The organism is Crocosphaera sp. Alani8, assembly GCF_038442745.1.
GTDB lineage: Bacteria > Cyanobacteriota > Cyanobacteriia > Cyanobacteriales > Microcystaceae > Crocosphaera.
Map to the genome: position 1 here is coordinate 14,730 of NZ_JARVCN010000132.1, position 22,561 is coordinate 37,290.

Sequence of the window (22,561 nt, forward strand, 5' to 3'; positions counted from 1 at the left end):
TTCCTCTCATCTAGTTACTCAGTTACCAGTTATTAATTAAGTTTATTTTTCACTGTTTACTGACAGTTAATAAAGAATAACCCAGCAGAAATTCTGCTGGGTCAAAAATGTTGTCTTGGCCGCTATTTTTCGGAACCATCTGTTTCGTCGGCTTTTTTCTTGCTTTTTTTGCCAATCATAGCGTAACGTTTTTGGAAACGATCAACCCGTCCTTCCGTATCAATAATTTTCTGGGTTCCGGTGTAGAAAGGATGATTGCCTGACCAAACTTCTACATTGATCTCGGGTTGAGTCGATCCCACCGTCATAACAACTTCTCCGTTACAAATAACCTTTGCTTCGGGATACCAAGTGGGATGAATTTCAGGTTTTGCCATAGTGTTTATCTCCTTGTTCGGTCTAAAAAATTTATCGTTTAGAGTATTGAGGGGCCTTACGAGCCTTGTGTAAGCCGTATTTCTTCCGTTCTTTAGCACGGGGATCACGGGTTAAGTAACCCTCTGCTTTTAGGGGAGGACGATTCTCTGGGGCTAACTCGCATAATGCTCTAGCTACTCCTAGTTTAACTGCATCTGCTTGACCTGTTAAACCACCTCCGTGAGCATTAACTAGGATATCGTAATCATTTTCTAATCCTAACGTTTCGAGAGGGGCTTTGATGCCTTGAATGTAGTTAGGGAGACGATTGAAATAGATATGTCCTGGTTTTTTGTTGACGACGATTTCGCCACTACCAGGAACGAGACGAACTCTGGCGGTTGCTGATTTACGGCGACCGGTTCCCCAATAGACTACTTTATCTTTGTTTTCGGTTGCTTGCATTATTTATCTCCGTTTGGAACAGTATTTAGGGTTAATTCTTCGGGTTGTTGAGCTTGGTGAGGATGGTTTGGTCCTGGATATACTTTCAACTTAGTAAAAAGTTGACGACCCAGAGCGTTTTTCGGTAGCATCCCTTTAACAGCTTTTTCGATAATTCTCTCAGGAATTCGTTGTTGCAGTTTGTCGAAGGTTTCTACCTTCATCCCTCCCGGGCGACCGGAGTGGCGACGGTATAGTTTCTGGGTACTTTTGCGACCAGTGACTACTACTTTTTCGGCGTTAATTACGATCACAAAATCCCCTGTGTCCATATGGGGAGTATAAACAGGCTTATTTTTGCCCCGTAAAATTCTAGCCACTTCAGAAGCGAGTCGTCCTAAACGCTGGTCGGTTGCGTCTATGACATACCATTTTTTGTCAATTATATCTGGTGATGGTGTGATTGTTTTGGTCATGGATAGTTAAGAAATAAAAGATTAATTAGGTTTTTATTTGGCTCAAAAAACAACAATTTTAGAGATTAAGTTACCATTTCCTTTGTTTTCGAGTTTTCATGGTTTTTAAACATAAACAAAGGTTGAGTATCAAACCAAATATCAGAAGATAAGGGAAAATCGGCATAACCGACCCTTAATAAACATAAACCCTTTGCTGGAGCAGAATATTTAACTTGTTCCCGCCGTTGGTTTTGCCAAATGTCGGCAAAGTTGGTTAGCGATCGCTTTGCGCTTCCCACTTCCACTAACATCCCCACCAATAACCGTACCATCCCGTATAAAAAGCCGTTGGCTTGGATTTCTAGATGAATAAAGGGTCCTTGACGATAACACTGAGTGTCTTGGACTTCCACCCAAGAATGATTACGGTGAGAACCTGCACGACGAAAGGCCGCTAAATGGTGTTGACCCAATAAAGGATTTAAGGCTTTTTGCATTAACTCCACGTCTAGAGGCTCATAGTAATAGTGCCAACTAAAAGGTTTAACAAACAAATTGGGACATTTATCGGTGTAGAAACTGTAACGATAACGTCGCCATAGGGCCGAAAATCGTGCGTGCCAAGTTAGAGGAACTGCCTGTGACCCTCGGATTAGGATATCATCAGGCAGTCTGTGGTTCAAAATATTTGCCCATTGTTGGGGAGGAATGGGACTGGTGTAGTCGAAATGGGCGATTTGAGCTGCAGCATGAACCCCAGCATCGGTTCTACCTGCCCCGTGGATAGGGGTATGGTAGCCTAAAACCTCGGTGATAGTGGTTTCGATGTCTTCTTGGACAGTGCGCTGGTTTGGTTGTCTTTGCCAACCATGAAAACCACTTCCCTGATATTGAATTACCAGGGCAACTCTTTTCTGGTGGGGTTGTGGTTTTAAACTGTCCATAAACAAACCTGACTACCGTTTGCAGGTCTTAGGTTAACTCGATGATGGCCATTTCTGCGTTATCTCCCCGACGGCGGATCGTCCGTACAATACGGGTGTAACCTCCTTTGCGGTTACCGTAGCGTTGTGGAGCATCGGCAAACAAAGCGTGAACCAGATTTTTATCGTAAAGATAACTTATGGCTCTACGTCTAGCGGCCAATGATCCATCCTTGGCTAAGGTGATCATCCGTTCTACTTCGGAACGAACCGCTTTGGCGCGGGTTTTTGTTGTTTTGATTTGACCGTGACGAATCAACTCTGTTGCCAGCGATCGCAATAGAGCTTTTCTTTGGTCGGCGGGTTTGCCCAACTGAGGGACACGACACCGATGACGCATGGTTGTTTTTCCTCCCTAATATAATAGAACTTTTGTACTTAATTGAGTATCAAGCTTTCGCTTTTTCTTGGGGTAAAGTGATCCCTAAACGATCCTGTAGTGCTTCAATGACTTCTTCAGCCGATTTTTGCCCAAAGTTCTTAATTTCTAAGAGATCCTCTTGACTATAATCCAATAAATCGGCTACGGTATTGATTTGCGCCCGTTTTAAGCAATTATAAGCCCTTACCGATAACTGTAACTCTTCGATGGGAATTTGACTTTGAGGATTTTCTTCGTCTGGATACTCAGGAACAGTTGTTTCGAGTTGGTTGAGGTCTTTGAGAGGATTGAATAAATCCACTAAGATGTCTGCTGCTTTAGATAGGGCTTCTTTGGGGTTAAAACTCCCATTCGTCCAAATCTCAAGCATGAGACGATCCATCGCTTCTCCGTCTTCCCCACGAATACTCTCTACACTGTAGTTTACTTTGGTTACCGGCATAAACACAGCATCGATTTGTAAGAAGTCGAGGGTAGTGGGTTCGTCGTTGGACCTTTCCACTGGTACGTAACCAATACCTTTTTCTATGCGAAATTCCATCTCTAATTTTGCTCCCTCTGTTAAGGTAGCAATGGGTTGGGTGGGGTTGACGACTTCTACTTCTGAAGGTAAATCGAATTGGCCTGCTGTTACATGGGCTGCCCCTGTGGCTACTAAGCGACCGATCTGGGGTTGCTCGGTATAGCTTTTGATGACGATCTCTTTCATGTTTAACATGATTTCTAAGACATCTTCTCTGACCCCAGGAATGGTTGCAAATTCGTGGTTTACCCCGCCAATACGAATCGCAGTTACTGCTGCCCCTTCTAAATTAGCTAGTAACACCCGTCTTAGGGCGTTGCCAACGGTCGTCCCCTGACCTCGTTCTAGGGGTTCTAGAACAAACTTACTATATTGACTCTGATTTTTCTGAGTCTTAGATTCTATACACTCAATTTGAAACTGCGCCACGTTTAGTGACCTCCCTTCATTGTCAAATGCCTCCCAGACACCCTGATTGTGTCTGTCTTAACGTCTAATTGCTCATAGTGTGACAACAGACTTTGGCTAAACCCGTCGTCGTTTGGGGGGACGACAGCCATTGTGGGGGATGGGGGTAACGTCTCGAATTAGGGTTATTTCTAATCCTGCCCCTTGTAAAGCACGTATTGCTGTTTCTCGACCAGCCCCAGGTCCGCTTACCATCACTTCTATTTGCCGCATTCCCTGGTCGATAGCTCGACGAGCGGCGGAGTCCGCTGCGGTTTGAGCCGCAAAGGGAGTACCTTTCTTTGCTCCCTTGAAGCCACTGGCCCCGGCCGACGACCAAGAAACCACATCCCCTTTTGTGTCAGAAATGGTAACGATGGTATTGTTGAAAGTGGATTGAATGTGAGCCACTCCGTTAGGAACGTTTTTCTTTTGTTTTTTAGGTCCGCCTTTTTTAGTTGGTCGCGCCATAGTCTTTCACTGAAATTTGTCTCTAATTGATCGGTTGTCAATGGGTGCTGATTATTTCTTGGAGGGGGCTTTTTTCTTCCCTGCAACGGTTAGTCGTCTACCGCGACGAGTACGGCCATTGGTTCTTGTCCGTTGTCCTCTAACAGGAAGTCCTTGCCTATGACGACGGCCTCTATAGGTACCAATATCGGCTAATCTCTTGATGTTCATTGCTTCCCATCGTCTGAGATCCCCTTCGATTTGATAGTTACTTTCGATGTAAGACCGTAACTTGGTTACGTCTTCGTCGCTTAAGTCTCGCACACGGATGTCGGGGTTGACACCGGTTTCTGCTAGAATTTCTTGAGATCGTGATAGACCAATACCGTAAAGATAAGTTAAGCCAATTTCGACTCTTTTATCTCTTGGTAGGTCAACACCGGATATCCTTGCCACTTTTGTTTTTCCTCTGAGCTTGTTCTTGTTAGCCTAATGTTGTGATAACGTTGAGAAGATGCCACTTTAACCCTGACGTTGCTTGTGTCTTGAATTAACACAAAGTATCATGGCTCTTCACCTTCGCCCTATGACGCGACATTTTTTTGACTAATTGTCTAACTTTCATGGATTTTTTTACAGCAGTACTGCCAGCCTATTATTATAGCAAAATTTGCTTATTTATGTCAGCCTAGAGAGTCCTTTAAGCTTTAATGGGTGGAAGGTTTTTTCCCCATAACATCTTACTTTTTACTCCCTTTGAGCCGATAGGTAATTCTGCCTTTGGTGAGATCGTAGGGGGTTAATTCTACTTTGACCCGATCACCTGGCAGAATTTTAATGTAGTTACGGCGGATTTTGCCAGAAATATGGGCTAAAACATTAAACCCGTTGTCAAGATCCACTCGGAACATCGCGTTGGGAAGGGACTCCGTTACAGTTCCTTCCATTTCTATTAAGTCTTGTTTTGACACAATTTTCTGCCTCAAATAGTATAATTAGGAAATACTAAACCCAGACTATGGCCGAAGGTTACGCACCGTAAAAAAGGGTTTTCTAGCAACTTTCCCTTACATATCTTAGCAAACCTCCTAATTGCTCTTGACTTTTTACCGAATTTAGCACTTTTTTCAAGTTACCATTGCTTTGAGTTGTTTGGTGACTTCTTCCAGTTGTTGGTTACCATCAACGGAAGATAGTTTGTTTTCTTGACGATAATAGTCAAGCACTGGCTGGGTTTTTTCTCGGTAAACTTCTAAACGACGGCGAATGGTCTCTTCGTTATCGTCTTTTCGCCCTTCTTTTTGCCCTCGTAATAACAAGCGCTCAATAATCACTGGGTCTGGAACGTCTAAATTAATCGCTTGTTCGGAAAACTTGGCTAATTTATGGAGTAACTTGTCTAAAAATTCAGCTTGAGCAACGTTACGAGGAAACCCGTCTAGAATCCAACCGTTTTGAGCATCTTCCTCCTTTAAACGTTCTTCGATTAAACCCAATAATAATTCATCAGGAACTAATTCCCCCTTATCCATATAACCTTGGGCTTTTTGTCCTAAAGAGGTTTGTCTAGCGATCGCTTCTCGCAACATTTCTCCTGTGGAAATGTGAGGAATCTTAAATTCTTTTGACAATTCTTGCGCTTGGGTGCCTTTTCCTGAACCGGGAGGACCCAAAAAAATCAATCCCTTCCCTGTACTCATAATGTTTTGGTTGTTAGATGTGTTGGTTCCTATGGGGTAGAGTCAAGGAAATTCTAGACTCCTTAACCCCCATATCTTACTGTTTGATCATTCCCTCATAGCGTTGAGAGATGACGTAGGTTTGAATTTGTTTTGCCGTGTCGATGGCTACCCCCACTAAAATAAGTAAAGAGGTTGCCCCCAATCCTTGGAATGTGGAGACTTGAGTTGCCCTTTCGACCAAAGTAGGAACAGTGGCTACAAAACTCAAGAAGATCGCCCCTAAAAAAGTGAGCCGATTGAGTACCCCTTCGAGATATTGCTTGGTTTTTTCCCCAGGACGAATACCGGGTATGCTAGAACCCATTTTCTTGAGGTTTTTCGACACATCTTCTGGGTTAACGATTAAAGAAGCGTAGAAATAGCTAAAAAATAGGATTAACAAGGAATAAACCCCTACATAAGCCCAACTTCCAGGACTCAAAGCATTGGTTACTGCAATCAATGCCTGGGCAACGGGACTGACGCTTTCTTGATTACTAACAAAGCTCAATAAAGACTGAGGCAAAATCAGCACAGCAGAAGCGAAAATAATCGGCATTACCCCTCCTTGATTCAGCCTTAGGGGTAAATAACTGGTTCTTTCTCGGTAAAGTTTCCGCCCTACTTGACGACGGGCTGAGATAATAGGAATACGTCTTGTTCCTTCTTGAACAAAGACAATACCCACAATCATCACCAAAAAGACTAACAAGAGGATAACCACCTGTGCCACGGCTTGTCTGCCACCAGTTTGGGCGTAATCGATGGTTTGTCCGAGGGTTCGGGGTAAACTGGCCACAATGTTGACAAAAATCAACAAAGATGCGCCGTTCCCGATACCCCTTTCTGTAATTAACTCCGATACCCACATTACGAACATGGAACCGGCGGTTAGGGCTAAAACGGTTTCAGGAACGAACCAAAAGGGGTCTCCTAAAGCATATGGTCGTAGTAAACCGATGGTAATGGCTGTGCTTTGAATTACAGACCAACCAGCAGCCACATAACGGGTAATTTGGGAAATTTTCCGTCTTCCTGCCTCCCCTTCGTTCTTCTGTAAATCTTCCAAAGCAGGAATAGCTGCGGTTAACAACTGCATAATAATGGAAGCATTAATAAAGGGTAGAATACCCAATGCAAAAATCCCCAGGGTAGAAATACCTCCCCCTGTAAAGATATCCAAAAAGCCCAAAACAGGACTGTTGCTAATAGCTCTAGCAAATTCTGTGCGGTTGATGCCAGGAATTGGAATAAAAATTCCAAAACGAATTAAAATTAGTAGACCAATGGTAATCAACAGCCGCCCTCGTAGGCCGGCTGCTTGGGCCATTTGTAAAAAAGTTTCTTGTGCTGTAGGTGTTTTTTCTCGACTGACAACCATTAATGGTAACCTCAGTGATTAACGATATTTTATTAATTGTGACATTTTATCAAGCAATTAATAGTTGATAATTAGGTTTTATCGGTGTTTCAAGTTCGTAACAACCAAGGGGAACTCGATGGAAAGCAAGCCTCTCTACGGAAAGAGAGGTGAATATTCCCTGTCCCCTATTCGCTTTCTGTAGGAGTTGATGGGGTTTGTGATGGGTTTTGGCAACTACCCCCTGCACCTTCAATTTTAGCTTGTGCCGACTTGGTAAAAGCGGTTGCTTTAACGGTTAAGGCAACAGTTAACTCGCCGTCTCCTAATACTTTTAAAGGTCCGTCGTTGCTAGTAATTAATCCTGTTTCCATTAAACTCTCTAGGGTAACTTCGCTGTTTGCTGGCAGACTGTTGAGTTTACCCACGTTAATAATGGTGTAATGACTAGGATTAACGAGGGGAAAATGTTTTAATTTGGGAATCCGACGGTATAGAGGAATCTGTCCCCCTTCAAACCCTGCCTTAGTCCCAGTTCCGGAGCGAGATTTTTGACCTCGCATGCCGAAACCACCACTTGCTCCTTGTCCTGCTGAAATACCGCGACCAATGCGGCGACGGCGTTTGGTCGATCCTTTCTGGGGGCTAACTTCGTGTATTCTCATGGCATTTGCTGGGGATAGAAAACTTTATTTAGGTGTAAAGATGCTCTAGGGGAACTCCTCTTTCTTGGGCAACCTCGGAGAAAGTCCGGAGACCTTCGAGAGCGTTAATCACTGCTCTAGCGTTGTTAAGAGGATTATTAGACCCCAGTTGCTTTGCTAAAATATTTTTTAGCCCTGCTAGTTCTAATACGGTTCTTACTGCTCCTCCGGCGATTACTCCTGTACCAGGGGCAGCAGGACGTACGATAACTCTGGCTCCACCAGACACTCCTTTGGTTACATGGGTGATGGAGCTAGATTTTGTCAAAGAAACGTCGATCAGCTGCTTTTTGCCGTCGGCCACTCCTTTACGAACAGCACCGATAACGTCTCCAGCTTTACCAACACCAACTCCTACTTGACCTTTTTCGTTGCCCACCACTACGATGGCACGGAAACTAAGTTTTTTACCGCCTTTAACTACTTTACTAACCCGACGAATTTGGATAACCCGTTCTTGCCAGTTGCTTTCTTTTGCTTTTTCTCGGTTGTTTTTGCGACTTTTTGCCATAGTAATTACCGTTTAGTGTCAATAAAAATATAATTAGATTTAAAACTGTAATCCTGCTTCCCTGGCGGCCTCGGCTAAGGCCTGAACACGACCGTGATAGAGGTTACCACCGCGATCGAAGACTACTTGTTCGATACCTTTAGCTTTGCCCCGTTCGGCAACTAATTTACCTACGGCGGCGGAAGCTTCACAGGTTGATCCGGAGCTAAGGCTGTTTCTCAAATTCGGTTCTAAGGTAGAAGCTGCTGCTAGGGTATGTTGAGCTACATCATCGATAATTTGAGCGTAGATGTGGTGATTAGAGCGGAAAACCGCTAAACGGGGACAGTCGGATGTACCATTGACTTTCTTGCGAATGCGCCGATGACGACGTTTTAAGGAATCTCTGCGTGTTGTTTTCATAATTATTTCTTACCTGCTTTACCTGCTTTACGTCTGACAAATTCATCAACATAGCGAATGCCTTTACCTTTGTAGGGTTCTGGGGGGCGAACGGCACGAATTTTAGCCGCAGTGTTACCGACGATTGCTTTGTCGATTCCACTGACAATAACTTGGGTATTGTTTTCTACTGCTATGTTAATCCCTTTGGGCATGGTCATTTCGACTGGTTTACTGTAGCCGACGTTGAGGGTTAACTTTGTTCCTTGTGCTTGGGCCCGGTAGCCCACTCCTTGGATGCTGAGACGTTTTTCAAAGCCTTTGGACACCCCCTCGATCATATTGGCTACGAGGGTACGGGAGAGACCGTGGCGTTCACGGGCGGTACGGGAGTCGTCTTCCCGTTCAACGAGGACGGTTTCCCCCTCTTGGTTAACCTTAACTTTTGAGGGTAAGTCCAATTCCAGGGAGCCTTTGGGACCTTTTACGGCGATGTGTTGCCCTTTGATGTCGATGGTGACCTTGTTGGGCAGGGAAATAGGTTTTTTACCAATACGAGACATTTTCTTAATGGGTTATCTGTGACACTGAGTTGTAACTGAGTCCTTTTGGGGTTGATGGGGTGGTTACCAAACGTAACAAAGAACTTCTCCTCCCACGTTTTGGCGGCGGGCTTCCCTATCTGTCATAATCCCTTTAGAGGTAGAAATGATGGCAATGCCGATACCTCCAAGGACCCGAGGCAAGTCTTTGCGATTGGAGTATACTCGCAACCCTGGTTTACTGACCCTTTGTAGGGTGTTAATGATAGGCTGCCGCCCTCTAGACTTGTATTTTAGGGAGATAACAAGGTGTTTTTTGACCCCTTCTCCTGCTTCTTCAAACCCCTCAATAAAGCCCTCTTCTCGAAGAACTTGAGCGATACTGCGGGTCATTCTGGTGGTGGGAACAATGGTAGTGGGATGGCGTACCGCACAGGCGTTGCGGATACGGGTGAGCATATCTGAGATGATGTCGTTGGTTGCCATTATAGAATGATGGGTTTCTCCTATGGAATAAATGATGAATTAGGTGCGGAAGGGCATTCCCATTTCTTTGAGTAAAGCGCGTCCTTCCTCATCGGTTCCGGCGGTGGTAATGATAGAAACATCCATGCCGCGAATTTGGTCGATGGTATCGTAATCAATTTCGGGAAAAATCAGTTGCTCACGGATACCAAGGCTATAGTTACCCCTTCCATCGAAGCTTTTGGCACTAATTCCCCGAAAGTCTCTAATTCTAGGTAGAGCTAGGTTAATAAGACGATCTAGGAAAGCGTACATTTTTTCTGAGCGAAGGGTTACCATGACCCCCACTGGCATTCCTTCACGAATTTTAAAACCAGCGATGGCTTTTTTAGCACGGGTAACCACGGGTTTTTGTCCGGTAATGGTTTCCAGTTCGCTGATAGAGGATTCTAGAGCTTTAGCGTTTTGGGAGGCTTCTCCCAGTCCTCGGTTGATGGTAACTTTGACTACCTTGGGAACTTGGTGAATGTTGGTGTAACTAAACTGCTGTTGCAGTTTTGGCACAATGGTTTCTTGATAAAAGATTTTAAGTCTGGGTTGAGCCATGATAATTTTTCCTTTTCCCTGGGCTTGGTCAGGGGTAGAGTAAATAAATTGTGTGTTTTGGCTTGGTGGAAGGGTGGAGTTGGGAATGTTCTTTATTATCGATGAGTTGCTTTCTAGGGAACTCGCACTAAAAATTTAGGCCTTAATCGATAATTTCTCCTGTTTTTTTGAGCATTCGAACTTTACGACCTTCTTCCGTAAAGGTATAACTGATGCGACTAGCCACCTGCTCTTTGGTGGAGTAGAGCATGACGTTGGAACTATGGATAGGAGCTTCAAAGGTGCTTATTTGACCAGATTCTCCTTCTTGTTGGGGTTTAACGTGCTTAGTACGGACGTTAACTCCTTTAACAACTACTTGACTGGTGGTAGGAATAGTTCTCAGAATCTCTCCCACTTTACCTTTGTCTCGTCCTGAAATAACTTGAATTGTATCCCCTGTTTTAACGTGCATCTTGCAACGTTTTTGGGCAGATTTTTTTTGACTCATGTTAGAGTACCTCCGGTGCTAAGGAGACAATTTTCGTATAGCTTTTATCCCTCAATTCCCTGGCCACAGGACCAAAGACACGGGTTCCTCTGGGGTTGCCATCAGGGTTGATAATGACGGCAGCATTGTCATCAAAGCGAATGCTCATGCCACTAGCACGATTAACTGGCTGACGGGTGCGTACGATAACCGCAGTAACGATATCAGAGCGTTTGACTGGCATATTGGGAATAGCATCTTTAACGACGGCGATAATTTTATCCCCAATTTCTCCATAACGGCAGTTGCCTGTTCCCAAAACTCGTAAACACATTAGTTTACGCGCTCCACTATTGTCTGCAACATTTAGATAAGTTTGCTGTTGAATCACGGTGGTAATAAGAGGTTTTAATGAGCGGTTAAAATGTCCTTGATTTCCCAGCGTTTGGTTTTGCTGAGGGGACGGGTTTCTCGAATGCGGACACGATCGCCTTCTCTACATTGATTTTCGGGGTCGTGTGCTTTAAATTTTCGTGTTTTGACGACAATCTTGCGATATTTGGGGTGAGGCGACCGGTTTTCAACCGCTACAACTGCGGTTTTATCCATTTTTGTGCTAACTACTACCCCAACTCTTTCTTTAACAGCCATAGTTATTTTATCCTTCCTCTGTGGTAGTGGGTGCTTGATTGATGTTCAGTTGTCTTTCTCGTTCGACGGTTAGCAACTGAGCCATCCGATGACGAGTATGCTTGAATTCATGGGGTTTGTTGTCTGATTGGCCAGTGGCTTGTTGGAAACGGAGGTCGAAGAGTTTTCGCTTGGTGGCGAGTATTTCTTCTACAAGTTCTTCATCGTTGAGTTTTCTTGCGTCTTCTATTTTGGGTAGTGCCATAATACTTAGTTATACTCCTCTTTACGGGTAACAAACTTGGTCTTGATGGGGAGTTTTTGAGCAGCTAGACGCATAGCTTCTCGAGCAATGGGTTCAGATACCCCAGATAACTCGAACATGATTCTTCCAGGTTTGACCACAGCGACCCAATATTCGGGAGATCCTTTTCCTGAACCCATACGGGTTTCTGCTGCTCGCATGGTGACAGGTTTATCTGGGAAAATGCGAATCCAGACTTTTCCCCCCCGTTTGATGTAACGGGTCATGGCACGACGGGCTGCTTCTATTTGACGGGATGTGATCCAACAGGGTTCGGTTGCTTGTAGGGCGTAATCGCCAAAGTTGAGGGTGCTACCTCGGCGGGCTAACCCTCTCATACGTCCTCGTTGCTGTTTACGGAATTTCGTTCTTCTCGGACTTAACATGGGTGGTTAATGATGGTATTTAACTCGAAATATGTTTGATTATTCTTCGTTAGAACGGTCTTCAAATTGTTGGGCGCGACGTTTCTTTCTGGGGGTTGGAGCCGGAGCCGCCATAGCTTGTTCTTCTTGGCCGGGAATGATCTCCCCTTTAAAAACCCAAACTTTGATGCCTAAAATACCGTAAATGGTTTGGGCGGTGCGATAGCAGTAGTCAATGTCTGCTCTGAGGGTATGCAGTGGCACTCGACCTTCCCTCACCCATTCGCTTCTAGCAATTTCAGCCCCATTTAAGCGGCCTCCCACTTGGATTTTGATCCCTTTTACTTCAGCCCTTTGCGCTCTTTGAATGGCTTGGCGCACCACACGACGAAAGGATACCCGTCGCTCCAGTTGTTGGGTGATGTACTCAGCAATCAGGGCTGCGTCGGCATCTACCCGAGAAACTTCGATGACGTTGATGCGGATTTGACGATTTTCCCCCAGGGCTTTTTGCAAACCAGTCCTGAGTTGTTCGATGCCGCTGCCTCCTCTACCTACCACCACCCCGGGTCTAGCGGTGTGAATAGCGAGGTCTATTTGATCTGCTTTTCTCTCGATGCGGATATCGGCAATACCGGCATTACTAAGATTTTTTTCGACGTATTGCCGAACCACTAAATCTTCTTGTAACAGTCCGGGATAACGTTTTTTATCGGCGTACCAACAGGATTTATGGTCTTTGGTAATGCCCAGACGAAAACCGATTGGATGTATTTTTTGTCCCATATTTTTCTGTTAGTCCTCTTCTATGTCGGGGGCGACGGCAATGGTAATATGACAGGTTGGTTTACGAATTTGATAAGCTCGCCCTTGCGCTCTAGGTCGGTAGCGTCTTAAGCTTGGTCCGCCGTCGGCATAGGCTTTACTGACTACTAAGGTTTCGGGATCGAGTCCTTGATTGTTCTCGGCGTTGGCGGCCGCAGAACGTAACAGTTTCCGTATGGGGTCGCAGGCCCGATAGGGCATGAATTCGAGGATGATTAGGGCTTCACGATAAGAGCGGCCTCGAATTTGGTCGAGTACCCGTCTTACTTTGAAAGGGGACATCCGAATGTAACGGGCTATGGCTTTAGCTTCTGTGGTTGTGTCAACTGCCATGATGATTGTGTTTATCTGTAACTTATTATTGGTAATGGGGTGAACTAAATTAAGAATTCTCGATAATCGTTTGTCTCCCCAACTGCCTTTGGTTATCGTCGAGCTTTTTTATCGCTCTTGGAGTGTCCCCTAAAAGTACGGGTTGGAGCAAACTCTCCCAGTTTATGACCGACCATTTGCTCGGATATGAAGATGGGAACGTGCTGTTTCCCGTTGTGAACGGCGATGGTGTGACCAATCATGGCAGGGATGATGGTGGAAGCCCGTGACCAGGTTTTGACCACCTGTTTATCTCCTTTTTCATTGAGTTTTTCAATTTTGCTCAGGAGACTATCTGCGATAAAAGGGCCTTTTTTTAAGGAGCGGCTCATAATAATTTCAACTAATTCGATTGTTTTAACGGCGACGGCGTATAATCAAGCGAGAACTTGCTTTTTTCTTATTACGGGTTTTGGCCCCTAGAGCAGGTTTACCCCAAGGAGTCATGGGTCCTGTTCTACCAACGGGAGCTCTTCCCTCCCCTCCGCCGTGGGGGTGGTCTACTGGGTTCATAACGCTTCCTCTCACATGGGGTCTACGTCCCAAATGACGGGTTCTACCAGCTTTCCCTAGTTTAAGGTTACGGGCTTCGATGTTACCTACTCGACCAATGGTGGCATAACATTCTTTGCGAACCATGCGGACTTCTTTGGATGGGAGTCTTAGGGTCACGTAGTTTCCTTCTTTGGCTACTACTTGGGCCGCCGCACCTGCCGCCCTCACCATTTGACCTCCTTTGCCGGCTACCAATTCCACGTTATGGACTTCTGTACCCAAGGGAATTTTGTATAGGGGTAGGGCATTTCCTATTTCAAAGGGGGAGTTTTCCCCTGCGATCACCTCGGTGCCGACGGTAATCCCTGCTGGAGCTAGGATATAGCGTTTTTCTCCATCTTCGTAAAGCAGTAAGGCAATACGGGCGTTGCGGTTGGGGTCGTATTCGATGGCGGTTACTGTGGCAGGGATATCACGTTTACTGCGTTTGAAATCTATGATTCGGTACAGACGCTTGTGTCCACCCCCCCGATGACGACTGGTAATTACACCTCGATTATTACGTCCTTTTTTGTTGTGTTTGTATCTGGTTAGTGATTTTTCCGGCTTGGTTTTGGTAATTTCCGAGAAATCTGAGACGGACGCTTGTCTCGTTCCTGGAGTATATGGCCGATAAGTACGAATACCCATGATTATTACTTACAGTTTGAGTTTTGATTTTGGGTTTATAGGTCGGGGAAGAGTGTGATACTATCCCCTTCTTCTAAAGTGACGATGGCCCTTTTGTATAGTGGTTTATGACCGATAAATCGACCGACACGACGCTTTTTACGGGGTGGGCGAATGGTGTTCACCGAGGTGACTTTAACCTCAAATAAGCTTTCAATCGCTGCTTTAATTTCTGGCTTGGTGGCTTTTGGTAGCACATCAAACACATATTTATTCTCTTCTAGTAGCAGGGTTGCTTTTTCGGTAATAATGGGCTTAAGCACCAAATCTGCTAGATCACGGGGATTATATTTAGTCATTGTAAACCTCCTGAATTTTGCTTAGGGCTTCAGAGGTGATGACAATTTTATCGGCGTTGAGCAAATCGTAAACATTTAAACTGTCTGCTCGCAAAATCTTGACGAAGGAGAGATTTCGTGCGGATAAATAAACGTTGTCATCGGTGTCTATCAACACTAGGGCTACTTTTTGCTTGGGTTCTACCCCCCAACGAACTAAAGCTGAAGCTAGTTCTTTTGTCTTTGGTTGGGGCAGTTGTTCGGCAAAGTTTTCAACCACAATCATGTCTTCTACCCGAGAGTTGATGGCTGTTCTCAGTGCCAGTCTTTTCTCTTTGCGGTTCATTTTTAGACTAAAATCTCGGGGTTTTGGTCCAAAAATGACCCCACCACCTCGCCATAGGGGAGAACGAATCGATCCGGCTCTGGCTCTACCGGTTCCTTTTTGTCTCCAGGGTTTACGACCCCCTCCTCTAACTTCTGATCTGGTTTTGGTGGAGGCGTTACCTTGACGGGCGTTGGCTAAATGGCGAACAACAGCGCGGTGTAAGAGATGGGACGCACTTTCTTCTCTTGCTGCCTTTAATTCTAGGGTTGCTTGCCCTATTTCTTCCCCTTGCCAGTTTTTTACGTTACAATCAACCATTTTTTTGGATTTGTTTCTGGTTTACTTATGGGTTAGTCTTTTATTTACCAACTATGTTGGCTGGAGTAATATTTAATAAGCCTCCTGGTTTTCCAGGTACTGCTCCCTTTATTAAGAGAAGGTTCCGTTCTGCATCCACCCGAACCACTGTTAATTTACGGGTTGTGGTTTTTGCCGCACCGTACTGACCGGCCATTTTCTTTCCTGGATAGACTCGTCCAGGGGTGGTTCCTGCCCCCGTGGAACCAGGTAAACGGTGGTTTTTGGAACCGTGGGTCATTGAACCTCGCTTAAAGTTGTGACGCTTCTGGTAGCCGGCAAAACCTCGTCCCATAGAGGTGCCGCAAACGTCCACTAAATCTCCCGCATTAAAAATATCTGCCTTTACTGCTTCTCCTAACTGATATGAGGAAGCGTCCTCTATGCGATACTCTTTGAGATGACGCAAGGGGGAAGCATTGACTTTTTTTAAATGACCTAACTCTGGTTTGGTTAGGGCTTTTTCTTTAACTTCTAAATAACCGATTTGGATGGCGGTATAACCATCGGTTTCGGTGGTTTTAATTTGTGTAATGGTACATGGACCCGCTTGTACAACGGTGACAGGAATGGCTAAGCCCGATTCCTCCTCGAATACTTGGGTCATACCGAGTTTGGTTCCAAGAAGACCAACAGCCACGGTTTTTTCCTCTATAGGCTAGACAACATAATTTAGGTGCATTTTCACACCTAAACGAGCGAGATAGGCTATCCTCGCTTTGAGTTAACGACTACACACCAATACGTTTCGGTGGCAGTTAATATGTACGGTTTATGTACGGTTAACGATGGGTTTAACCTGTTCTACAAAAACGGGTTAAGCTGGGTTGCCGTGACTCTCCAAGACTTAAAGCCTAGTTGCTTCAGTATCTTGAAGCGGACTTTTTCCCACTTTGGGCCGAGGTCTGTTTATTTATATTTGACCACAACACAGTATTGTATATGAAATTGGAGAGAAAAAGCAAGGTTGATCGTAATTTTTTTGGAATTGTGCTGTTATGGGGTGGGGTGTTTTCAGAAAAAAGGAACATCAAGGAACTAATCTGGAGTACAGTAAGATTGGCTAAATATTGGATTGGCATTGTCGATGTTGAAAATTTTCCAATTTAGCCAGACAGTGAACTGCAAAGAATTATGACAAGGGATTTAAAAGAGCGTTTAGTCTCTTTAGCGTCCGTCTTTCTGAAACTGGGATTAATCGGTTTTGGGGGTCCTGCTGCCCATATCGCCATCATGGAAGCAGAAGTAGTTAGGGATAGGAAATGGCTGGAGCGATCGCAGTTTCTCGATTTGTTGGGGGCAACGAATTTAATTCCTGGCCCTAATTCTACGGAAATAGCTATTCATATCGGTTATATGCACGGAGGTGTGTGGGGACTAATTGTGGCAGGAGTTTGCTTTATTTTACCTGCTGTTACTATGACTGCTATTTTAGCGATGGCTTACACCCAGTTTGGCAGTTTACCCCAGATTGCACCTTTACTGTTTGGCATCAAACCGGCGGTTATTGTGGTTATTTTTGGTGCTTTGTATAGATTGGGTAAAAAAGCGATTAAACAACGCAATTCTTGGGCAATTTTCCTGTTAGTAATCCTTTTTCGTCTCTTGGGACTGAACGAAGTGGTTTCTATGTTGTTGGGGGGATTATTGGGTATGGTGGGATTAGTTTTCACGCAAAGCAATCCTAACCCCATTCCTTTGCTTTTGTTTCTGGTAAGCAACAATATTAACCAAGTAGCTAATGAAAACCAGGTTAACCCTTCTTTGTGGCAGTTAGGGCTGTTTTTCCTGAAAATTGGTAGTATTTTGTTTGGTAGTGGTTATGTCTTGATTGCTTTTTTGGAAGGGCAATTGGTTAATCAATACGGTTGGTTAACTCAACAACAACTTCTAGATGCTATCGCTATTGGACAGTTTACCCCAGGACCAGTTCTATCTACGGCTACATTTATAGGATATGTAATCTTGGGAGTGCCTGGAGCAGTGGTTGCTACCTTGGGCATATTTTTACCTTCTTTTTTCTTTGTTTTGGCTGTTAATCCCATTATTCCTAAGTTACGTCGCTCGCAATGGACGGCTGCTTTTTTAGATGCAGTCAATGTCAGTGCGGTGGCTGTTATGACTGTGGTAACAATGAATTTATTGTATCAAATACTTTGGATTCCGACAGGTAGCTTTCCTATTAACTGGGAGGCAATGTTAATTATTATTTTGGCGGGTATTGCTCTTTTTAAGTATGAATTAAATACGGCTTTGGTGGTATTAGGATGTAGCATTTTTGGATGGAGTCTATCATATATTTAGTTCAATTTTAATCTTTAATGCTATTATTACTCTGGAAAATTCTTTTCTTTCTCATTATTGAGAAAGAAAAGAAAAGCATGCTGAATAGTTTTCGTGCGGCTGTAAACCCAAAAACTGATAGCTGACTTATGAGTTTAGATTACGATCTCGTTATTATTGGTAATACTCTAGAGGCATTTTTTGCCGCTTTAGAAGCTATCCAATTAAAAGCTAGGGTTGCTTTAGTTTTGGGAGATAATAATGATTATTCTTATCAAGAGGTTGACAGATTGATTTTTGAATGCTTAATTAAGCTTAAACAAAAATCACAATTTCTAAAAGAATTTAACCTAGATTTCGAGCCGAGTTTAGGGTTATATTTGAGTCAGATTGAAAGGTGGAAAAATGAAGTAAAAAGAGATATGGAGATAGATAATAATTTAGAGCAGTTAGCAAACCTTGGTGTAGATGTTATACAAGAATCAGGAGAATTTTGTCGTTTACCTAAATTGGGTTTTGTCCTCAAAAATAGAACTCTACGATCTCGTCGCTATATATTAGCGAGGAAGTCTATTTCTGTAATTCCTGAAATTCAAGGATTAGCAGAAGTTGGTTATCTTACTACGGAAAGATTAGACATTAATCAACTTCCTAATCGATTAGCAGTTGTATCACAAACCCCTTCAGGGATTGAACTGGCACAACAATTAAACAGTCTCGGCAAACAAATTGTTCTTATTATTAAAAGCTCTACTATTCTACCCCAAGAAGATCCAGATATAGAACAATTAATACAAGCTATATTAGAAGCAGAAGGAATAAAAATACTAATAAATTCTTCTATTACTCAGGTAAAAAAAATAGAAGATGAAACGTGGATTCAAGCAGGAAATGAAGCTATACAAATAGATGAAATTATCATTACCAATGGAATAGAACAAGATACAAAAGACTTAAACTTAGAAGGAGTCCAAGTTAAGGTAGAAGCAAACAAAATCAAAACTAATGAGAGACTACAAACCACCAACCCAAAAATCTATGCTTGTGGTCAGGGGATGAATTCATCTTATTTATCTAATTTAGCTCAATACGAAGCTAGTGTTGCTGTTAAAAATGCTATTTTTTTTCCTATTTTTAAAACTAATTACGAACATTATCCTATGAGAATTATAACTAATCCGATCTTCTCTAGAGTTGGATTAACAGAAACCAAAGCTAGACAAAAGTATAATAGAGATTTAATTGTTATTAAAGAGAATTATAACACCCTACTCAAAGCCAAAATACTAGACGAAACCACTGGATTTTGTAAAATAATTACTCGTACCAATGGCACAATTTTAGGATGTCAGATTATAGGTTATCAAAGCGATGAAATTATTAATATAGTGGCTTTGGCTATGAAAAATAAGCTCAAAATTAAGCAAATCAGCCAACTATTTCCCCCCTACGGAACAGCATCAGAAATGATAGCTAAAATTTCCCGACAGTGGCAAATTCAAAAACGTCAAAACAATCGGTTTATTAATAACTATTTAGAAACATTACTATTTTGGCGTAGAAAATGGACTAAATAAGAACTCAAAACCCTCAACTACAGATTCTCAATTTGACACTCCCACGAGTGAACTACGTGGGCTTTGTTTGCAGTATCCTGTAAATTTTCAAAGAAGCGTTACAATTATTCCCATTGGTATAAACAGTATCCAGGGATTGTCAAAAGGGAATGAAAAAACAGGAAATATTAAGACACAAGGAAAATTTATCCTTAAAATGGGTTAAAGGGGCAATTTCACTGTTACTATTAAGCCTGATTGCCTGTCAGTCTGATCAGCCAGGTTCTCAGACCCTAGAAACTTCCGGAGAAACCAGAGACGAAACTAATTTGACTTTACAAAATGCAACTCTGGAACAATCCAACGCTAAAGGAGAAATTCTTTGGAAAATACAGGTAGATGCAGCAAAATACACCCCAGACAGAAAGAAAGCTAACTTAACCGCAGTTAAAGGTAATCTTTTTCAAGACGGTGAGGTTGTACTACAAGTTAAATCGGATCGTGGAGTAATTGAACGGGACGGGGCCGAGATTTTTCTCAAGGATAACGTGGTTGCTGTTGATCCTCGGAATAAAGCGGTTCTTCGCAGCGAAGAGGTACAATGGCAACCTGAAGCATCCCTTTTGACCATTCGTAAAAATGTACGAGGTTCTCACCCCCAACTAGAAGCAAAGGCGGAAGAAGGTAAATATAATGCCCGTGAACAAAAGTTAGAATTGAACGGGAAAATTGAGGCCACTTCAGAAGCGAGACAGTTGCGGTTGAAGACAGAACAGTTAATCTGGGAGATTCCTAAACAAACCATTATCGGCGATCGCCTTTTAAACATGATTAGATTCCAAGATAAAACTATCACCGATCGCCTTGTTGCTAACCGCGCTAGGGTTCTTTTAGATAAAAAACAAGTTATCATCAAAGAGAATATCGAATATAAGTCTCTTACGCCACCTCTACAAATAGCCACAAACGAGATTACCTGGCATTATCAAACCCGTCAAGTGTATTCGAGTCAGCCAATAACATTAATTCAATACGCCCAAAATATTACCGTTACAGGGAATCAAGGCCATGTTAACTTAGCAGAAAATATGGCTTATCTCACAGGAGGGGTTCGAGGAACCAGTGAAACAAACGACAGTAAATTGTACTCGAATAATTTAACTTGGAATGTTTTGGCCCAAACTATCGAAGCAAATGGTAATGTAATCTATGAGCAAAATAAAGACCCTAAGCTAAATTTGACTGGAGAAAAAGCTGTTGGTACTTTAGTTGATAATAATATTGTTGTCACTAATAGCGATCGCCAAGAACGGGTAGTTACCGAAATTTTCCCTGAATAAAATGAGTTTAAATCCTTCTATTATTCTCGTCAAACTTGATGATCTGTTTAAGCAACGTATTGGCCCAGATTTGCGAGAAGCTGGTTATACACCAATTCTTGTTAACGATATCTGCGAAGTGGTGGAAAGTGTGAAAACCCATCAACCGACAATGGTGGTGATTAATCAGCAACCTAACGATAACGCGGGATTGGCTTTATGTAGTCAATTAAGAAAACTGCAACAGTCTCTGATTTTAGTTATGATGATTAATACAGAAACCGTCGAAGAAAGGGTTGCTTGTCTAGAGGCAGGGGCGGATGATTATTTATTAAAAACTGATTATAGTCCAGCATTAGTAAAATTAGTCTGTTTTTATTTAACACCCCCAACAAGTATTAAGGAACAATTGCAGTATAGTGACATTATTCTTGACTTGACAACACGAAAACTTGTGGTGAACAATAACCCCATTGAGTTAACCATGAAGGAGTTTGAGTTACTTAAATATCTTATGTCTAATCCTCAAGAAGTTTTGAGTCGAGAAAAGATTTTAGAAAATGTTTGGGGAGATGAATTTCAAGGAGAATCTAATGTAATTGAGGTCTATATTCGTTACTTACGCATCAAAATCGAAAGTGGTAACCATAAGCGTTTAATTCATACTGTTCGAGGAGTGGGTTATGTGTTACGGGAAGGATGACTTGTGCAATGTAGAATCAACAAAACAAGTCAATTCTAAATTGGCAAAAATTCTGACAAAAGTTATGTTAAGAAAAATTAGTTTAATCCTCTTAATTACTCTTTTTTTAGTGGGATGTTCCCCTTCAACTCAAGCAAAATATCCTCAAGATGTGACCCAAGAGATTACAGAAAATGGCCAACAACTTCCTATTTCTGCCACATTTACTATTGAAGAAACATTAATAGAATTAGAAGTGGCAAAAACCCCCGAACAACAACAAATGGGTTTGATGTATCGTCAATCTCTAGAAGAAAATCGAGGGATGATTTTTGTATTTGATCAACTACGTCCAGTTAGATTTTGGATGAAAAATGTTAATATTTCTTTAGATATGATTTTTCTGGCGGATGGCAGAGTAAAAGCTGTTATCGACAATGTTCCCCCTTGTAGCGTTGATCCCTGTCCAACTTATGGCCCTGAAAATTTGGTTAATCAAGTAATTGAACTAAGGGGAGGAAGGGCTGAAGAATTAGGTATTGAACCAGGGGATGAACTTGAAATTGAATTTCTAGAAAACACATCTTCTAACGATTAAAAAGATGATAAGTTTTATGAAGTAAACTTTTGAGAAATATCTATAGATTTTCTAAATTATTTATAATACAATCTACACATAACATAAAGGGAAGAACTTATCCTGCACAGTGAAAACTTCTCTTGTGTCATGGCTGTTAGATTGACAGTCATTGATGAGGCAATTGGTGGTGTGAAGAGAAAAAAGAAAAATAAGGAAATTCTTAAACTCAAAAAGTAATTTCTCTGATAATATGACGAGTCCACAACTAAACAAAGGATAAAGATCGAGGAATATCCTAGTGACTCAGAATAAAATCCTCTCAGGGGAACTTTTTTGTGTAAAAATTGACCCGAAGATCAACAAATTACTACCAGAAAGATACATGATCCACTGCCAAAACCAAGACCATTATTTTTGATTTATTTTAGAAGGAATATAGCTATGCCACACACCACATCTCAACAATTTTTGCGTTTTCTCCACGAAGAACTCTGTTTATCCGCTGATTCTATTGCCATTGCTCAACGTTCTATGAATGAAACAAAAGGGCCTTTACCGATGTTACTATGGCAATATGGTTTAATTAATTTAGATGAGTTAGAGGTATCTTCTCAAAAAGCCAGGGGTCACTCGCTGCGAAAACTTAGGCCAAACA

General features: G+C 42.6%; 35 protein-coding genes and 1 pseudogene. 6 read left to right on the forward strand and 30 right to left on the reverse strand.

Going from position 1 to position 22,561, the window contains the following annotated elements; genetic code table 11:
• Positions 1-122: 122 nt before the first annotated feature.
• From rpmE to rplC, 30 genes and pseudogenes are all read right to left on the reverse strand, one after another.
• Positions 123-377 (reverse strand): 50S ribosomal protein L31, encoded by a 255-nt coding sequence (rpmE, locus tag P9B04_RS09255; protein ID WP_342054700.1) that lies wholly within the window; start codon positions 375-377, stop codon positions 123-125.
• Positions 378-408: 31 nt separating this feature from the next.
• Positions 409-822 carry a 30S ribosomal protein S9 gene (gene rpsI, locus P9B04_RS09260; protein ID WP_342054701.1) on the reverse strand — a complete coding sequence of 138 codons (414 nt, stop codon included), beginning with the start codon at positions 820-822 and terminating at the stop codon, positions 409-411.
• Positions 822-1,277 (reverse strand): 50S ribosomal protein L13, encoded by a 456-nt coding sequence (rplM, locus tag P9B04_RS09265; RefSeq protein WP_342054702.1) that lies wholly within the window; start codon positions 1,275-1,277, stop codon positions 822-824. Before rplM ends, rpsI begins: the two co-directional genes overlap by 1 nt.
• Before the next feature lie 65 nt (positions 1,278-1,342).
• Positions 1,343-2,203 carry a tRNA pseudouridine(38-40) synthase TruA gene (gene truA / locus P9B04_RS09270; RefSeq protein ID WP_342054703.1) on the reverse strand — a complete coding sequence of 287 codons (861 nt, stop codon included), beginning with the start codon at positions 2,201-2,203 and terminating at the stop codon, positions 1,343-1,345.
• Positions 2,204-2,231: 28 nt separating this feature from the next.
• Positions 2,232-2,582 (reverse strand): 50S ribosomal protein L17, encoded by a 351-nt coding sequence (rplQ, locus tag P9B04_RS09275; RefSeq protein WP_342054704.1) that lies wholly within the window; start codon positions 2,580-2,582, stop codon positions 2,232-2,234.
• 49 nt (positions 2,583-2,631) lie between these two features.
• Positions 2,632-3,576 carry a DNA-directed RNA polymerase subunit alpha gene (locus P9B04_RS09280; RefSeq protein ID WP_342054705.1) on the reverse strand — a complete coding sequence of 315 codons (945 nt, stop codon included), beginning with the start codon at positions 3,574-3,576 and terminating at the stop codon, positions 2,632-2,634.
• A gap of 96 nt (positions 3,577-3,672) precedes the next feature.
• A complete protein-coding gene (gene rpsK, locus P9B04_RS09285; RefSeq protein ID WP_342054706.1) occupies positions 3,673-4,065 on the reverse strand; it encodes a 30S ribosomal protein S11 in 393 nt (130 codons plus the stop codon).
• A 51-nt stretch (positions 4,066-4,116) separates the two neighbouring features.
• On the reverse strand, positions 4,117-4,500 hold the full coding sequence (gene rpsM / locus P9B04_RS09290) for a 30S ribosomal protein S13 (protein WP_342054707.1): 384 nt from the start codon (positions 4,498-4,500) through the stop codon (positions 4,117-4,119).
• 66 nt (positions 4,501-4,566) lie between these two features.
• Positions 4,567-4,614, reverse strand: a pseudogene (locus tag P9B04_RS25155) (hypothetical protein); the annotation flags it as partial.
• Between the two features lie 170 nt (positions 4,615-4,784).
• A complete protein-coding gene (infA, locus tag P9B04_RS09295; RefSeq protein WP_007306424.1) occupies positions 4,785-5,015 on the reverse strand; it encodes a translation initiation factor IF-1 in 231 nt (76 codons plus the stop codon).
• Positions 5,016-5,171: 156 nt separating this feature from the next.
• Positions 5,172-5,744, reverse strand: a complete 573-nt coding sequence (locus P9B04_RS09300; RefSeq protein ID WP_342054708.1) for an adenylate kinase — start codon at positions 5,742-5,744, stop codon at positions 5,172-5,174.
• 76 nt (positions 5,745-5,820) lie between these two features.
• Positions 5,821-7,146 carry a preprotein translocase subunit SecY gene (gene secY / locus P9B04_RS09305; protein ID WP_342054709.1) on the reverse strand — a complete coding sequence of 442 codons (1,326 nt, stop codon included), beginning with the start codon at positions 7,144-7,146 and terminating at the stop codon, positions 5,821-5,823.
• A 167-nt stretch (positions 7,147-7,313) separates the two neighbouring features.
• Entirely contained in the window at positions 7,314-7,790 is a 477-nt protein-coding gene (rplO, locus tag P9B04_RS09310) for a 50S ribosomal protein L15 (RefSeq protein ID WP_342054710.1), read from the reverse strand.
• A gap of 28 nt (positions 7,791-7,818) precedes the next feature.
• Complete coding sequence (gene rpsE, locus P9B04_RS09315; protein ID WP_342054711.1) at positions 7,819-8,340, reverse strand: 30S ribosomal protein S5; 522 nt, start codon at positions 8,338-8,340, stop codon at positions 7,819-7,821.
• Positions 8,341-8,379: 39 nt separating this feature from the next.
• Entirely contained in the window at positions 8,380-8,742 is a 363-nt protein-coding gene (gene rplR, locus P9B04_RS09320; protein WP_342054712.1) for a 50S ribosomal protein L18, read from the reverse strand.
• A 2-nt stretch (positions 8,743-8,744) separates the two neighbouring features.
• On the reverse strand, positions 8,745-9,284 hold the full coding sequence (rplF, locus tag P9B04_RS09325) for a 50S ribosomal protein L6 (protein ID WP_342054713.1): 540 nt from the start codon (positions 9,282-9,284) through the stop codon (positions 8,745-8,747).
• A 63-nt stretch (positions 9,285-9,347) separates the two neighbouring features.
• The gene (gene rpsH, locus P9B04_RS09330) at positions 9,348-9,749 is read right to left on the reverse strand and encodes a 30S ribosomal protein S8 (RefSeq protein WP_342054714.1); all 402 of its coding nucleotides are present in this window, start codon (positions 9,747-9,749) and stop codon (positions 9,348-9,350) included.
• A 39-nt stretch (positions 9,750-9,788) separates the two neighbouring features.
• Positions 9,789-10,334 carry a 50S ribosomal protein L5 gene (rplE, locus tag P9B04_RS09335; RefSeq protein WP_342054715.1) on the reverse strand — a complete coding sequence of 182 codons (546 nt, stop codon included), beginning with the start codon at positions 10,332-10,334 and terminating at the stop codon, positions 9,789-9,791.
• Between the two features lie 142 nt (positions 10,335-10,476).
• Positions 10,477-10,824, reverse strand: coding sequence for a 50S ribosomal protein L24 (rplX, locus tag P9B04_RS09340; RefSeq protein ID WP_342054716.1), 348 nt, complete (start codon positions 10,822-10,824; stop codon positions 10,477-10,479).
• Position 10,825: 1 nt separating this feature from the next.
• Complete coding sequence (rplN, locus tag P9B04_RS09345; RefSeq protein WP_342054717.1) at positions 10,826-11,194, reverse strand: 50S ribosomal protein L14; 369 nt, start codon at positions 11,192-11,194, stop codon at positions 10,826-10,828.
• Positions 11,195-11,211: 17 nt separating this feature from the next.
• Positions 11,212-11,454, reverse strand: a complete 243-nt coding sequence (gene rpsQ / locus P9B04_RS09350) for a 30S ribosomal protein S17 (RefSeq protein ID WP_342054718.1) — start codon at positions 11,452-11,454, stop codon at positions 11,212-11,214.
• 7 nt (positions 11,455-11,461) lie between these two features.
• Positions 11,462-11,698 (reverse strand): 50S ribosomal protein L29, encoded by a 237-nt coding sequence (gene rpmC / locus P9B04_RS09355; RefSeq protein ID WP_342054719.1) that lies wholly within the window; start codon positions 11,696-11,698, stop codon positions 11,462-11,464.
• 5 nt (positions 11,699-11,703) lie between these two features.
• Entirely contained in the window at positions 11,704-12,123 is a 420-nt protein-coding gene (rplP, locus tag P9B04_RS09360; protein ID WP_342054720.1) for a 50S ribosomal protein L16, read from the reverse strand.
• Between the two features lie 39 nt (positions 12,124-12,162).
• Positions 12,163-12,888 (reverse strand): 30S ribosomal protein S3, encoded by a 726-nt coding sequence (rpsC, locus tag P9B04_RS09365; RefSeq protein WP_342054721.1) that lies wholly within the window; start codon positions 12,886-12,888, stop codon positions 12,163-12,165.
• A gap of 9 nt (positions 12,889-12,897) precedes the next feature.
• Positions 12,898-13,260 carry a 50S ribosomal protein L22 gene (gene rplV / locus P9B04_RS09370; protein ID WP_342054722.1) on the reverse strand — a complete coding sequence of 121 codons (363 nt, stop codon included), beginning with the start codon at positions 13,258-13,260 and terminating at the stop codon, positions 12,898-12,900.
• Positions 13,261-13,352: 92 nt separating this feature from the next.
• Positions 13,353-13,631: a 30S ribosomal protein S19 gene (gene rpsS, locus P9B04_RS09375; protein ID WP_342054723.1), complete on the reverse strand. Its 279-nt coding sequence runs from the start codon at positions 13,629-13,631 to the stop codon at positions 13,353-13,355.
• 25 nt (positions 13,632-13,656) lie between these two features.
• Complete coding sequence (gene rplB / locus P9B04_RS09380) at positions 13,657-14,484, reverse strand: 50S ribosomal protein L2 (protein ID WP_342054724.1); 828 nt, start codon at positions 14,482-14,484, stop codon at positions 13,657-13,659.
• A gap of 35 nt (positions 14,485-14,519) precedes the next feature.
• The gene (locus P9B04_RS09385; RefSeq protein WP_342054725.1) at positions 14,520-14,822 is read right to left on the reverse strand and encodes a 50S ribosomal protein L23; all 303 of its coding nucleotides are present in this window, start codon (positions 14,820-14,822) and stop codon (positions 14,520-14,522) included.
• Positions 14,815-15,447, reverse strand: coding sequence for a 50S ribosomal protein L4 (gene rplD / locus P9B04_RS09390; RefSeq protein WP_342054726.1), 633 nt, complete (start codon positions 15,445-15,447; stop codon positions 14,815-14,817). The genes P9B04_RS09385 and rplD overlap by 8 nt, the downstream gene beginning before the upstream one ends.
• Positions 15,448-15,487: 40 nt before the next feature.
• Entirely contained in the window at positions 15,488-16,126 is a 639-nt protein-coding gene (gene rplC, locus P9B04_RS09395; RefSeq protein ID WP_342054727.1) for a 50S ribosomal protein L3, read from the reverse strand.
• A gap of 494 nt (positions 16,127-16,620) precedes the next feature.
• Between rplC and chrA the strand changes: the two genes are divergently transcribed.
• From chrA to P9B04_RS09425, 6 genes are all read left to right on the forward strand, one after another.
• Positions 16,621-17,790, forward strand: coding sequence for a chromate efflux transporter (gene chrA / locus P9B04_RS09400; RefSeq protein ID WP_342054728.1), 1,170 nt, complete (start codon positions 16,621-16,623; stop codon positions 17,788-17,790).
• A gap of 128 nt (positions 17,791-17,918) precedes the next feature.
• Positions 17,919-19,346, forward strand: coding sequence for an NAD(P)/FAD-dependent oxidoreductase (locus tag P9B04_RS09405; RefSeq protein WP_342054729.1), 1,428 nt, complete (start codon positions 17,919-17,921; stop codon positions 19,344-19,346).
• Positions 19,347-19,495: 149 nt separating this feature from the next.
• Complete coding sequence (gene lptC, locus P9B04_RS09410; RefSeq protein ID WP_342054730.1) at positions 19,496-20,665, forward strand: LPS export ABC transporter periplasmic protein LptC; 1,170 nt, start codon at positions 19,496-19,498, stop codon at positions 20,663-20,665.
• Position 20,666: 1 nt separating this feature from the next.
• On the forward strand, positions 20,667-21,347 hold the full coding sequence (gene nblR, locus P9B04_RS09415) for a response regulator transcription factor NblR (RefSeq protein WP_342054731.1): 681 nt from the start codon (positions 20,667-20,669) through the stop codon (positions 21,345-21,347).
• 64 nt (positions 21,348-21,411) lie between these two features.
• A complete protein-coding gene (locus P9B04_RS09420) occupies positions 21,412-21,924 on the forward strand; it encodes a DUF192 domain-containing protein (RefSeq protein WP_342054732.1) in 513 nt (170 codons plus the stop codon).
• Between the two features lie 423 nt (positions 21,925-22,347).
• Positions 22,348-22,561: DUF2949 domain-containing protein (locus P9B04_RS09425; RefSeq protein ID WP_342054733.1), on the forward strand; the 214-nt coding region annotated here is incomplete at its 3' end.